Raw genomic sequence first — 12,617 nt, 5'->3', positions numbered from 1 at the left:
ACATGGCCTCCATCGATTTAAACAGCGACCTGGGCGAAAGCTTCGGGGCGTGGCACATGGGCGATGACGCCACCATGCTCGGCATCGTCACCAGTGCCAACGTCGCCTGCGGCTTTCACGCCGGTGATCCGAGCGGCATCCTGCGCACCCTGAAGGCCGCCGCCGAACACGGCGTCAGCGTCGGGGCCCACGTCAGCTATCCGGACCTGGTGGGCTTTGGCCGGCGCAACATGGATCTTGCCAGTGATGAACTGATGGGCGATGTGATCTATCAGATCGGCGCCCTGCAGGGGCTGGCCCGGGCCGCCGGCACGTCGGTGCGCTACGTCAAGCCGCACGGCGCGCTCTACAACACCATCGCCCGGGACGAGCGCCAGGCACGCGCCGTCATCGAGGCGTTGAAGACCGTTGATGACGAGCTGATCCTGGTCGCGCTGGCCGGCACGCCGCTGATCGAGTGGGCCCGTGATACCGGGCTGCGCGTGGCGGCCGAGGCCTTTGCCGATCGCGCCTACCAGCGTGACGCCAGCCTGGTGTCGCGCCGGGAAGAAGGCGCGGTGCTTCATGACGGTGACCGGGTCGCCGAGCGGATGCGACGGCTGGTGCATGACGGCGTGATCGAGACCATCGACGGTCACGATATTGCCCTTGAAGCCGATTCCATCTGCGTCCACGGCGACAGCCCCGGCGCCGTCGCCCTGGCCGAAGCGGTGCGTGGGCGTCTGGCCCAGGCCGGCGTCGAGCTGAAGGCCTTTGCCGGGAAAACACCATGAACGTCACGACACGCCGGGAGCTTTCATGAGAATACTGCCCGTCAACCTGAGCACCCTGCTGGTCGAGCTCGATGACCTGTCGCAGGCGCTGGGGCTTTATGACCGGCTCCAGCGCACCCCGATCGACGGCGTCACCACCATCATTCCGGCGGCGCGCACCCTGCTGATCCATTTCATTCCGGCGCGTATCAGCGCCGCGCAGCTCGCCTCTACGCTCGGGGCCTGCCCTGTCAGCGGCGGCGCTCACCGGCACGGCGAACTGATCGAGATCCCCGTGCACTACAACGGCGAGGATCTCGATGATGTGGCCCGGCTGCTCGACATGAGCACCGATGAAGTGATCCGCCGCCACAGCAAGCACGACTATCAGGTCGCCTTCTGCGGCTTCGCCCCGGGCTTTGCCTATCTCAGCGGCGGCGCGGGCCTTGACGTGCCCCGGCGTGACACGCCGCGCACCCGTATTCCGGCAGGCGCCGTGGCGCTGGCCGGTACCTTCAGCGGCATCTACCCCACCGACAGCCCCGGCGGCTGGCAGCTGATCGGCACCACGCCGCTAAAAATGTGGGACATCCATCGCGAGCCGGCCGCGCTGCTGCAGCCCGGCATGCGGGTGCGCTTTACCGTCACCGACGAGTCCCCGACACGGGTCAGCGCCCCTGCCGGCTCCCCCGCGGTTCGCGATACCGGCACCACCCCCTGTCTGGAGATTCTGCAGCCCGGCCTGCAGAGCCTCTTTCAGGACCCCGGCCGCGAGGGCCGGACCGACCAGGGCGTCTCGACCGCCGGCGCCATGGACAAAAGCGCCCTGCGCGGCGCCAATCGAATCGTCGGCAACCCCGCCAGTGCCACGGTCATCGAGACCGCCCAGGGCGGACTGTCACTGCGCTGTCACCGACCGGCCATCGTGGCCGTGACCGGTGCCGAGACCGACGTATCGATCACCACTGCCGAGGGCGATCGCCGCGACGCCGCGCTCTGGTGGCCCATTGAACTGGCCGAGGGCGATACCCTGACCCTGGGGCCCGTCACGGCGGGGGTGCGCTGCTATCTGGCGCTGCGCGGCGGGTTCGACGTCACCCCGATACTGGGCAGCACCTCGACCGATACGCTGGCGAAGCTCGGCCCCGAACCGCTGCAGTGCGGTGACGTTTTATCCCCGGCAGGGCTGGCGGTCACGGCAGTGTCGCTTGCCGAGACGCCGCCGTTCGAGCTGCCCCGCGCGGGTGAAGAGGTCACGCTCGACATCGTCATGGGCCCGCGCAGCGACTGGTTTACCGACCGGGCACTGGCGCTTTTATGTGATCAGGACTGGCAGGTCACGCCGCGCTCCGACCGGGTCGGCATCCGCCTTGAAGGTGAACACGCACTGACGCGAGCGCATCACGGTGAGCTGCCCAGCGAAGGCACCGTGACCGGCGCTCTGCAGGTGCCGGCCAGCGGCCAGCCGGTGCTGTTTCTGGCCGATCACCCGCTGACCGGCGGCTACCCGGTGATCGCCTGCGTGGCCGATCACCATCTGGACCTTGCCGGCCAGATTCCCCCCGGCGCCACCGTCCGCTTCAATCCGATCACCCGTTTCGCACCGCTGGCCGGTGACGACGTATCGCCCGAGGTTCTGTCATGACTGCTCCCGACACGCCCAACGCCTCGCGCCCCCTGAAAAGGGTGCTGATTGCCAATCGCGGCGAGATCGCCGTGCGCCTCATCAATGCCTGTCGCGATTACGGTGTCGCCTCGATCGCCGTGTACGCCGAGGGCGATCTTGACGCCCTGCACGTCCAGCTCGCCGATGAGGCTTACGGTCTCGGCGGTGAGCGCGCCGGAGAGAGCTATCTATCGATCGACAAGCTCCTGGATGTCGCCCGCCGCGCCGGCGCCGATGCCATCCATCCGGGCTACGGCTTTCTCTCCGAACGCGCCGACGTTGCCCGCGCCGTGCAGGATGCCGGCATGGTCTGGATCGGCCCCGACCCGGCCACCATCGACGTGCTGGGCGACAAGGTCCAGGCGCGACGGCTGGCACTCGAGGTGGGCGCCCCGCTGGCCCGTGGCACCGAAAACCCGGTCGATAGTGCCGAGGAGGTCGTGGCCTTTGCCGACGAGGTGGGACTGCCGATTGCGATCAAGGCGGCCTTCGGCGGCGGTGGCCGCGGGCTCAGGGTCGCCTGGCACATGGAGGAGGTGACCGAGTGCTACCACTCGGCAGTGCGCGAGGCCGAGGCCGCCTTCGGTCGCGGCGAGTGCTTCGTCGAGCAGTATCTCGACCGGCCGCGCCATATCGAGGCCCAGATCATGGGCGATCGTCACGGCAATGTGGTAGTGGTCGGCACCCGCGACTGCTCGCTGCAGCGTCGCAACCAGAAGCTGGTCGAGGAGGCCCCGGCGCCCTTTCTTGATGAGGTGCAGCGCCGCCGGATTCATCAGGCCGCCCATGACATCGGCGCCCGGGCGGGCTATATCAGCGCCGGCACGGTCGAATTCCTGCTCGGCAGCGACGACACCCTGTCCTTTCTGGAGGTCAATACACGCTTGCAGGTCGAGCATCCGGTCACCGAGGAGACCGCCGGGGTGGATCTGGTGATCGAGCAGCTGCGCGTTGCCGAAGGCCACCCACTCTCCTTTACCGAGACCCCGGCGCCGCGCGGCCACAGCTTTGAATTTCGCATCAACGCCGAGGACGCCGCCAAGGGCTTTCTGCCCACGCCGGGGGGCGTCGAGGCGTTCCGGGCGCCCACCGGCGCCGGCGTCCGGCTCGATACCGGCGTGGAAAGCGGCGGCCATGTCTCCGGTCATTTCGATTCCCTGATGGCCAAGCTGATCATCACCGGCGCGACCCGCGAACAGGCCATCGCCCGGGCCCGGCGCGCGCTGGATCAGTTCGATATCGAGGGGGTGGCCTCAACGCTGCCCTTCCACCGCGCGGTGATGGCGCATCCGGACTTCACCGGGGCGGCGACCTTCAACGTGCATACCCGCTGGATCGAGACCGATTTTCAGGACAACCTCGAGTGGGCGCCCCGCCAGCGACCTGCCACCGAACCCGGCATGCTGCACGCCATGATCGACATTGACGGCAAGCGCCACCGCATCGGGCTGCCCACCGCGCTGCTGCAGCATCTGTCACCAGGCGGTGCCGCCGCCGATATCGAGGAAGGTGGTGATTCAACGGCCGGCAGCGTCACGGCGCCCATCAGCGGCACGCTGCTGGCCTGGCAGGCCGAGGACGGCGCCCGGGTCAGCGAAGGAGACGTGATCGCCATCATGGAGGCGATGAAGATGGAAACGCAGATCGTCGCCGACACCGGCGGCCTTCTCACCCACCGGGCCGAGACGGGAGCCACCCTCGAGGCCGGCCATGTGATGGCGACGATCACCCCGGAATGATCGACTCGCGGATCACGACCTTGAAGGGGCGCTGCGGCGCCCCTTTGCATGGGCGGGCATTCATTTCAAAACAAGAAAAGTGCCCAAAACGACGCCTTATGGTCGTAAAAGCATAATAAATGCCGAGATGTTTCCTGTTTACACCAAAGATAACAAGAAAGGATTCGCTTACTGCGCCTAATCTGCCAAGTTGAAGGATGTCCCCTGCTCGAGCGGCACCGACCGGGCCTCAACAGGTGACTGATGTTTCATGACCCCGGCAGGAGCCCCCCATGACGAATGATTCAGCGCCCTCCGACAAGGAGAAGGTCCTTCCCCTGCTCGAGGAAACGCTCGATGTCTCGCGTCGTGAGGTCACCACCGGCAGGGTAAACGTCAGCACCGAAACCCGTGAGCGCACGGAAACGGTTGAAGCCATGCTTGCGCAGGCGCGTGTCGAAGTCGAGCACGTCGAAATCAATGAGTATGTCGATGAGATGCCCGAGACGCGCCAGGAGGGCGATACCACCATTATCCCGGTGGTCGAGGAGGTGCTGGTGGTACAGCGACGACTGCGCCTGACCGAAGAGGTGCATGTGCGCCGCGTTCACGACCGGACACCCTGGCGCGAAGAGGTGACGCTGCGTGAGCAGCACGCCGTGGTAACCCGTCAGGATGACGACATTACCGAATAGATCACATCGGCCGGCAAACGGTCGATCCAGGCACGATTAAAGGAGCCTATTTCATGGACGAACAACTCGTAGTTGCCGTATACGACACCGAAGCACGCGCCGATGCCGCCATGCAGGATCTGCGTGACGCCGGCATTCCCGAAGAAGCCATCAACCGCCATGCCAGACAGGGCGACGTGGCTCAAGAATCGCATCATGAAGAGCAGGAGAAGCCGAGCTTCTGGCAGCGCCTGTTCGGCAAGCACGATCACAGCGAAGACACCAGCGATTACGACCGCAACGTTGAACAGGGCGCGATCGTCATCGCCGTACGCGCCCCGACGGCGGAGCTCGACAGCGTCGAAGCGATTCTGGAGCGCCACGACCCGGTCGATATCGACGAACAGGGCGGTCAGCGCGCCGATGCACCCGCGCCCACCCCGGGTGCGGCAGCCGGCGGCATGGGTGCCGGCACGGCACCGACCACGGCACCTGGCGGCCTGAATACCGCCACGGCAGGACACGACAGCGCGCATGTCGATCCGGCCGTCACCGCCGACCGCGCTACCAATACCGACAAGGAAGAGACCCTGGCCCTGTCCGAGGAAGAGCTCAAGGTCGGCAAGCGTGATGTCGAACGCGGCACCACTCGCGTCCGTCGCCATGTGGTCAGCACGCCGGTCGAGGAAGACGTCCACCTGCGTGACGAATCGGTCTCCGTTGAGCGTCGCCCGGTCACCGGTGATCGCCATGTCACCGATGCCGACTTCACCGACAAGTCGGTCGAAATGACCGAAACGGATGAAGAGGCCGTGGTCAGCAAGGAAGCCCACGTGCGCGAAGAAGTGGCGGTTCGCAAGGACGTCGGTGAGCACACCGAGCACGTCAGCGACGAAGTCCGTCACCACGAAGTCGATATCGACGAGACCGACGGCACGCGTCGTGACGACCCGGCGCATCGCGACGACAAGCTGGACCCCAAAAAGCGCTGATTTTTCTCGGCGTTCTGAAAAACCCGGTGTCCGCACCGGGTTTTTTTGTGGCTGTATCACCGTCGCACGCCATTCGACAGGACAGTTCAGAGCCCGACCAGCGCCGGCAGACCGCGAATATCGGCAATCTCGGTGGCGCCGTAGCCCTGACAGAAACCCTCGTGGTTGCGCGCCACGAAAGCCTTGTTGTTGATGCCCATGAAGTGTGCCGACATCAGGTCGTAGCGAAAGCTCGAGGAGACGTGCAACAGCTCATCGGGCCGGCAGCCAAGAGTGTCGATCATGGCCTCGAAGGCTTCCAGACGCGGCTTGTAGACCTTGAAGGTGTCGGCCGTGAAGACCTTGTGAAACGGCACTTCCAGTTTTTTGACGTTGTCCATGATCTGACTGTCATCGGCGTTGGAGTAGATCACCAGCGGAATTTTATCGGCGATTCTTGCAAGCCCCTCGATCACATCCAGATGCGGCCCCCAGGTCGGCACGGCCTCGAAATAGCGCATGCCTTCATTGTCACGGTAGTCAACACCCCAGCGCTTGCAGGTTCGCTCAAGCGCGGTGCACAGCACTTCTGAATAGGGCTTCCAGGGGCCGAGCACTTCATCGAAGCGATAGGCCCCGAAGGATTTGACGAAGGCGTCCATCCGATCGGCATCCGGGATGCGGTCGGCAAAGATCTCCCGCGTCATGCTGCCCATCTGAAAGTTGGTCAGCGTGCCGTAGCAGTCAAAGGTGATGTACTTCGGGCGCATGATGTCGCTCATGGTCTGTCGTCCTGTGTTGTCGTGCCGGCAGGCGGCGAAAATTGTTGCGGACGCTGGCCCCCTCGCGGAAAGCCATGACCCCATTACAGCACTGCACGACCATTGCAGGACGCTGAAAGTCCGGGCGCTGCCGGTACAAAACGCCCTTTTTCACGACATGGACAGCACAGCCTGCGGCGGGTCACATCATTTCGGGCTGGCGAATGCGACTGCCGCGGGCAAAGCGATCGAGCCGGTAAGGTGCCGGATCGACCACCGGCGTGGCACCGGTCACGATATCCGCCGTCAGCTGTCCGGCCGCCGGACCGATGCCAAAGCCGTGACCGGAAAAGCCCGAGGCAATGACCAGTCCCGGGATGTCCTCGACCGGCGAGATGATGGGCACCATGTCCGGCGTGGTATCGATCATGCCTCCCCAGGCGCGGGCAATATGAACGCCCTTGAGCGAAGGATACTCCGCGTGCAGCCCGGCCAGCGCCGCGCGGGCCTGCGCCATGTCGGGCATGGGATCCAGAATGCGCTGCGCTTCAAACGGGGAGACCTGATCGAACTGCCAGCTGCCGGCGGCCTCCGGCCCGCGAAAGAAGGAGCGACCGATGCGCACCTGCAGCTTCTTGGCCAGCTTGCTGCGATAGGCGCCGTAGAATTTCGTGGCGTAGCGAAGCCCCTGCGGGCTGATCTCGACCCGCCCCTGGCCCGGCATGGCCAGCGTATAGCCGCCATCGAGCCGCCGGCGCAGGGCAATTTTCGGCGTGGTCAGACAGCCCGGCGTGACCTGATCGCCCGGGGTGGTCTGAAGGGTGGTGCCCATGATGTTGGCCGCGGGCAGCTCGACCCCGTGGCGACGGCAGAAGCGCGAACTCCAGGCGCCCCCGGCGCACACCACGCTCGAGGTGCGGATCAGACCGCGCTCGGTCCACACGCCCGTGACGCGGCCGCCAGCAATCTCCAGCCCGCGCACCGCACAGTTCTGATGCAAATATGCGCCGCGCTCGCGGGCGCCATGGGCGATCGCCGGACAGGCCATGGCGGGTTCGGCGTGCCCGTCGGTCGGGGAGAAGATGCCGCCGAGCCAGCGCGAAGTCGTGCCCGGCGCCTTTTCGTGCGCCTGCTCGGCCGTGAGTACATGGCTGACAAAGCCGTGGGCCCGCGCCTTCTCCCCCCACGCCTCCCATTTGGCCAGGCTCTCGGGATTGTCGGTGGTATAGACGATGCCGCTGCGGCGAAAGCCCACGTCGCGCCCGATCTCCCCGGACAGGGCCTCCCAGCGATTCAGGCTGTGCATCGCCAGCGGCAGCTCGAACATGTCGCGATTCTGCTGGCGCACCCAGCCCCAGTTGCGACTCGACTGCTCGCCGCCGATCAGACCCTTTTCCAGCAGCGCCACCGACACGCCCCGACACGCCAGTTCAAAAGCCGTGGTGGTGCCCACGATGCCACCGCCGATGACCACGACATCGACCTGTTCGGGAAAGTCGGGACTGTCCTGAACGGCCTCCACGTTGACGAACATGATTGAACTCCCCTTCTCCTGTCGTGGCATGCCTGCCACGGAACCCTTCCTGCCAGCGCGGGATTATGACATGACAGCCGTTACGACACTGTCGCCTCAGCATCAGCTGTTCAGATCGCCCATCAACGCCGTTGGATCATCGATTCGGTCGGATCTGCCGAATTGCGCTACCCGGTCCTCAATGATGTGGCACGCACGCCGGGTGCATGCGACAGTCAGCGCCACGACACGCCGATATTTCCATGGGAGTCCTGTCATGCCTTCATTATCCCCACAGCCCACGACCGATGCCGCACAGGAGCCTTGCTGGCGCCCCTTCCACGACACCGATCTGGCGGAAGCCCAAGCGCTGTCACGGCAGCTGGGCTGGCCTCACCGACTCGAGGACTGGGCCATGATCCTCGAGCTGGGCCACGGCGTGGCACTGGAAGACGATGACGGCACGCTGATCGGCACCGGTTTCTGCCTCCCGCAGGGACGTACTGCCACGCTGGGACTGGTCATCATCAGTGATGCCTGGCAGGGCCGGGGACTGGGACGCGCGATGATGACCCGCCTGATGGCACTGGCCGGGGATCGCACGCAGTTTCTGGTGGCCACGGTGGCCGGCGCGCCGCTCTATCAAAAGCTCGGTTTCATGCCGTGTAATACGGTCTGCCAGTATCAGGGCGTCGTCACCGCGGCTCCGCCGATGGCCGACAGCGTTGCCGGATTGCGCCCGCTGGCCGCGCACGACCTGAACGCCGCCGTGGCACTGTCGCCCGACAACCCGGTTCACGCGGCTGCGGTGCATCAGGCCACGGATGGTGCCGTCATCGAGCGCGACGGGCAGCTGGTGGGACTGGCCCTGCGCCGGCCCTTCGGCCGCGGTGACCAGATTGGTCCTGTCATGGCCGAGACGCCGGAACAGGCCCGGACGCTGGTCTCCTCGCTGCTGGCGCGCGCCGAGGGCGCCTTCGTGCGACTGGACCTGGTCGATCCGGAAGACGATGAGGGGCTGCGTGAGGCGGGACTTGTCTGCGTGGATCGAGTCGTGCGCATGCGCTGCGGCCCGGCGGTAGACACCGGGCCGCTGACACGCTTCGGCCTGATCACTCAGGCAATGGGCTAGAACACCATTCGTGTCATCAACAGGGGCGATGTTTCACGTGAAACATCGCCCCTGAAGAATCGGAACCCAACGATGGCGCATCGGCCATCGAGCCCTTTCGCAAACGGCCGGGTGACACCCGGCCATCCGGCAGGCATCAGCCCGGCACGGGGGCATCCTGCTCGATCAACCCTTCCGATTTCAGCGCGCCCCAGAACTCCGCCGGAATATTCGCCGTCATCGAGGCGTGATTTTCACGGGCATGCTCGGCCGTACGGGCGCCGGGAATGGTGGCGCCCACCACATCCGGGGCGGCGGTGAACTGCAGCGCCGCGGTGCGCAGGTCCGTGCCGTGCTCGCGGGCGATGGCGCTGATGCGCTCGCGCTGTTGCCTGAAGCCTTCGGGAATGTCGGTGCTATACATCCAGTGGGTGCTGCCGGCCAGAAAGCCCGAGCCCAGCGGCGCGCCGATCACCAGCGGCACATTGCGCTCGCGGCAGACCGGGAACAGCCGGTCCAGCGCATCGCGATGGTTGAGCAGGGTGTACTGCGTGGCCTGCAGAATGACGTCCGGGTCCCCGGCATCCATCGCGGCCAGGCTCGGCTCGATATCGTTGACGCCCATGCCCCAGCCGCCAATGATGCCTTCATCGCGCAGACGCTCGAGCTCGGGAATGGCCCCCTTGCGGGCGATCTCGAAGTAATCCTTCCACTCCTCGCCCATGTCCCCGTTGCTCGGGGCCAGGTCGTGGATATAGACCAGATCGATCTTGGACACGCCCATGCGCTGCAGACTGTCCTCGATGGAGCGGCGCACGCCGTCGGCGGAGTAGTCATAGCGGTAGTTCGTGCGCAGGTTGCCCTTCCAGTTGGCGACGTTGTCGGTCGAGGCATCCGGCACCAGCAGCCGCCCGACCTTGGTCGAGAGCAGGTACTCGCTCGGGTCCCGGTCGAACAGGAATCGACCCAGACGCCGTTCGGAAAGCCCCAGCCCGTACCAGGGGGAGGTATCAAAGTGGCGGGTACCGCTTTCCCAGGCCGCCGCCAGCATGTCCGCGGCCGTCTCATCAGGCGTGACCTCGAACATGTTGCCCAGCTGCGTCCCGCCCACGCCGTACTTGTGCTCGGGGGGAAAGCGATCCATGGCCAGCGGCGGATTGTTCGGCAGCGCCTCGTCGCGTCGTCTTTGACCGCTATCGCTGTCCTTCTCTGCGGCCATGAGTCGCGGTGCGGCCACGCCTGCGGCGGCGGCCACGGCACTCAGGGCCAGAAAATCGCGTCGTGATGCCATGAATCGCTCCTTGTAATGAACATGTCATCAGCAAGCCTGGCGCAGCATCGCCGGGCGCTCCAGTCATGCCCCGCTGTCGTCAGCCCCTTTTCAGACATGACAAACGCCCGCCCGGCAAGCCGGACGGGCGCTGTCGCTCGAAGGCAGGCGCCGGATCACTTCATCGGCGGCGGCCCGAGTTCCTTCATCAGCTCGGAGAGCTTCACGTAGGCCCGGTTGCGCCAGGCGATCAGATCGGGGATGCGCTCGGCCGGCACGTCGGTAAAGCCGCCGCCGCTTTTGGTGCCCATCTTGCCCTGATCGATCAGCGAGCTCAGCGCCTCGGGCGTGGCAAAGCGCTCGGGGAAGTCGGTCTGCAGCGACTGATAGCAGAAGTTGTAGACGTCCAGCCCGGCCATGTCGGCGATCGCGAACGGGCCGAAAAACGGCAGCCGGAACCCGAAGGTCGTACGCACCAGCGTATCGATGTCCTCGGCGCTGGCCACGCCCTCTTCCAGCAGCTGGGTCGCCTCGTGAAACAGCGCATACTGCAGCCGGTTGAGCACAAAGCCGGTGACGTCCTTGACCGTGGCGGTTTCCTTGCCGGTCTCGTGGACGATCTCGCAGGCCTTCTCGACGATATCGGACGCCGTACCTTCATGCGGGATAATCTCCACGCCCGGCACGAACGGCGACGGGTTGGAGAAGTGCACGCCCAGAAACCGCTCCGGGTGGGTCACGGCCTCGGACAGCTTGGCAATCGAGATGGTCGAGGTGTTGGTGGCAATGATCGCGTTCGGACGCGCCGCGGCGCTGACGCGTTTGAAGATGTCATGCTTGATGTCGATCTTCTCGGGCACCGCTTCTTCGATGAAGTCGGCATCGCGCACCGCGTCCTCGATCGAATCGGCGACCTTCACCTGACGTTCGATGCGTTCGACGGCATCCTCCGGGAACAGGCCATCGGCAACAAACTGACGGGTCTCCTCGATGAGGCGTTCGCGGTTGGCCTGCGTCACCTCGAGCGACACATCGCTGATCAATACGTCGGCACCGGCCAGTGCCATGACCTGGGCGATACCACCACCCATGTAGCCTGAACCGACAATGGCAATCTTGCGTGTCATGAAACATTACTCCCTGTGGTCATGCTGTTGTCATATCGCGGTCAGGGGCGGATCAACCCTGGCGAACCCGGCTCTTGCCGAGCGCGTAATCGCTACTGCGCGGCAGAACCTTTTCACGCAGGTAACGCTGATTGGTGCTGGACACGCTCAGACCATCGCCGCCGTAGTGCTCGGTACAGATCATGCCCTGAAAGCCGTTGGCAATCGCGATCTCCATCGACTTGCGGTAGTTGATCAGCCCCAGCTCCAGTGAGGTGGGTATGGCCATATAGTGGTCACGAGCCACGTCCTCATCACGCATGTAGTTCTTCACGTGCCAGTAGTTGGCGTAGGGCAGGGTCTTTTCCATGATCTCGAGCCAGGACTCGATCGGGCGGTGCAGACGCACCAGGTTGCCCACGTCCGGGTTGATGCCGACGTTGTCCAGACCGATGTCCTTGATCAGCGCCACGGTGGAATCCGCCGTACCGATATAGGTGTCCTCATACATCTCGAGCGAGATCAGAAGGCCCAGTTCCTCGGCGTGGCGGCCCAGCTCCTGCAGGCGCTTGACGGTCAGGTTCCACATGTCCCGATCGCCTTCCGGTGACTTGTAACCCTCTACCGTCCAGAACCACAGCTGCTTTTGCTGCTCGGGCGTCAGTGCCTGGTGCAGTCCCACCGAGACCACGCGAGCGCCCATGGCTGCAGCGGCTTCCAGCGTACGGTGGCTATAGGCCAGGTTTTCCTCGCCATGCTCTTCGTCAATGACACTGCGACGCACTGCCGAAATGGCGGGCAGACCGACGCCGGCCTCCCGTGCCGTGCGTACCAGCTCATCCAGCCGCGGGGTCGACAGATCGCCCGGCTTGATCCAGTTGTCGAAGAGATCGACATTGGTAAAGTCTGCCGCGCGTATTTCATCAAAGACACTGCGCCAGTGATCGGCATCGGACTCGTTGACGGGACGCCCCTGGGGGTCAACGCCCGGAAAGGGCAGCGTGGCGGCCGTGATCGGCCAGTCATCAGCGGTATAAGGCATGGGTCCATCTCCTTGTGTGGGGCTTGATCAGGC

11 protein-coding genes are annotated in these 12,617 nt (G+C 65.0%); 6 read left to right on the top strand and 5 right to left on the bottom strand.

Annotation, left to right across the window (positions count from 1 at the left end):
- Nucleotides 1–2 precede the first annotated feature (2 nt).
- The 5 genes from M1D97_RS00955 (at nucleotide 3) to M1D97_RS00935 (ending at nucleotide 5,802) form a co-directional block, all read left to right on the top strand.
- Entirely contained in the window at nucleotides 3–773 is a 771-nt protein-coding gene (locus M1D97_RS00955; RefSeq protein ID WP_456268873.1) for a LamB/YcsF family protein, read from the top strand.
- A gap of 25 nt (nucleotides 774–798) precedes the next feature.
- Nucleotides 799–2,397, top strand: a complete 1,599-nt coding sequence (locus M1D97_RS00950; RefSeq protein WP_456268872.1) for a 5-oxoprolinase subunit B/C family protein — start codon at nucleotides 799–801, stop codon at nucleotides 2,395–2,397.
- Nucleotides 2,394–4,157 (top strand): acetyl/propionyl/methylcrotonyl-CoA carboxylase subunit alpha, encoded by a 1,764-nt coding sequence (locus M1D97_RS00945; RefSeq protein ID WP_456268871.1) that lies wholly within the window; start codon nucleotides 2,394–2,396, stop codon nucleotides 4,155–4,157. Before M1D97_RS00950 ends, M1D97_RS00945 begins: the two co-directional genes overlap by 4 nt.
- 272 nt (nucleotides 4,158–4,429) lie before the next feature.
- The gene (locus M1D97_RS00940; protein ID WP_456268870.1) at nucleotides 4,430–4,831 is read left to right on the top strand and encodes a YsnF/AvaK domain-containing protein; all 402 of its coding nucleotides are present in this window, start codon (nucleotides 4,430–4,432) and stop codon (nucleotides 4,829–4,831) included.
- 53 nt (nucleotides 4,832–4,884) lie between these two features.
- Nucleotides 4,885–5,802 (top strand): YsnF/AvaK domain-containing protein, encoded by a 918-nt coding sequence (locus tag M1D97_RS00935; protein ID WP_456268869.1) that lies wholly within the window; start codon nucleotides 4,885–4,887, stop codon nucleotides 5,800–5,802.
- Nucleotides 5,803–5,888: 86 nt separating this feature from the next.
- Here M1D97_RS00935 and M1D97_RS00930 read toward each other — a convergent pair whose 3' ends face one another.
- Together M1D97_RS00930 and M1D97_RS00925 are read right to left on the bottom strand one after the other, a co-directional pair.
- Nucleotides 5,889–6,563, bottom strand: a complete 675-nt coding sequence (locus tag M1D97_RS00930) for a haloacid dehalogenase type II (protein WP_456268868.1) — start codon at nucleotides 6,561–6,563, stop codon at nucleotides 5,889–5,891.
- A gap of 181 nt (nucleotides 6,564–6,744) precedes the next feature.
- On the bottom strand, nucleotides 6,745–8,076 hold the full coding sequence (locus M1D97_RS00925) for an NAD(P)/FAD-dependent oxidoreductase (RefSeq protein WP_456268867.1): 1,332 nt from the start codon (nucleotides 8,074–8,076) through the stop codon (nucleotides 6,745–6,747).
- Nucleotides 8,077–8,332: 256 nt separating this feature from the next.
- Here M1D97_RS00925 and M1D97_RS00920 point away from each other — a divergent pair, with 256 nt between their 5' ends.
- A complete protein-coding gene (locus M1D97_RS00920) occupies nucleotides 8,333–9,187 on the top strand; it encodes a GNAT family N-acetyltransferase (RefSeq protein WP_456268866.1) in 855 nt (284 codons plus the stop codon).
- A gap of 136 nt (nucleotides 9,188–9,323) precedes the next feature.
- Here the strand turns inward: M1D97_RS00920 and M1D97_RS00915 are convergent, their stop codons facing one another.
- From M1D97_RS00915 to M1D97_RS00905, 3 genes are all read right to left on the bottom strand, one after another.
- Nucleotides 9,324–10,457, bottom strand: a complete 1,134-nt coding sequence (locus M1D97_RS00915; RefSeq protein ID WP_456268865.1) for an aldo/keto reductase — start codon at nucleotides 10,455–10,457, stop codon at nucleotides 9,324–9,326.
- A gap of 155 nt (nucleotides 10,458–10,612) precedes the next feature.
- The gene (locus tag M1D97_RS00910; protein ID WP_456268864.1) at nucleotides 10,613–11,563 is read right to left on the bottom strand and encodes a 3-hydroxyacyl-CoA dehydrogenase family protein; all 951 of its coding nucleotides are present in this window, start codon (nucleotides 11,561–11,563) and stop codon (nucleotides 10,613–10,615) included.
- A gap of 52 nt (nucleotides 11,564–11,615) precedes the next feature.
- Nucleotides 11,616–12,584 carry a sugar phosphate isomerase/epimerase family protein gene (locus M1D97_RS00905; protein ID WP_456268863.1) on the bottom strand — a complete coding sequence of 323 codons (969 nt, stop codon included), beginning with the start codon at nucleotides 12,582–12,584 and terminating at the stop codon, nucleotides 11,616–11,618.
- Nucleotides 12,585–12,617: the final 33 nt, after the last annotated feature.

It is taken from the genome of Kushneria sp. AK178, assembly GCF_053903105.1.
Note: the sequence above shows the minus strand (reverse complement) of the source record. Positions and strands in the feature narration are given on the sequence as shown.

Coding starts and splice junctions, on each gene's coding strand:
- M1D97_RS00955 (WP_456268873.1), top strand. CDS start 3: ATGGCCTCCATCGATTTAAACAGCGACCTGGGCGAAAGCTTCGGGGCG.
- M1D97_RS00950 (WP_456268872.1), top strand. CDS start 799: ATGAGAATACTGCCCGTCAACCTGAGCACCCTGCTGGTCGAGCTCGAT.
- M1D97_RS00945 (WP_456268871.1), top strand. CDS start 2,394: ATGACTGCTCCCGACACGCCCAACGCCTCGCGCCCCCTGAAAAGGGTG.
- M1D97_RS00940 (WP_456268870.1), top strand. CDS start 4,430: ATGACGAATGATTCAGCGCCCTCCGACAAGGAGAAGGTCCTTCCCCTG.
- M1D97_RS00935 (WP_456268869.1), top strand. CDS start 4,885: ATGGACGAACAACTCGTAGTTGCCGTATACGACACCGAAGCACGCGCC.
- M1D97_RS00930 (WP_456268868.1), bottom strand. CDS start 6,563: ATGAGCGACATCATGCGCCCGAAGTACATCACCTTTGACTGCTACGGC.
- M1D97_RS00925 (WP_456268867.1), bottom strand. CDS start 8,076: ATGTTCGTCAACGTGGAGGCCGTTCAGGACAGTCCCGACTTTCCCGAA.
- M1D97_RS00920 (WP_456268866.1), top strand. CDS start 8,333: ATGCCTTCATTATCCCCACAGCCCACGACCGATGCCGCACAGGAGCCT.
- M1D97_RS00915 (WP_456268865.1), bottom strand. CDS start 10,457: ATGGCATCACGACGCGATTTTCTGGCCCTGAGTGCCGTGGCCGCCGCC.
- M1D97_RS00910 (WP_456268864.1), bottom strand. CDS start 11,563: ATGACACGCAAGATTGCCATTGTCGGTTCAGGCTACATGGGTGGTGGT.
- M1D97_RS00905 (WP_456268863.1), bottom strand. CDS start 12,584: ATGCCTTATACCGCTGATGACTGGCCGATCACGGCCGCCACGCTGCCC.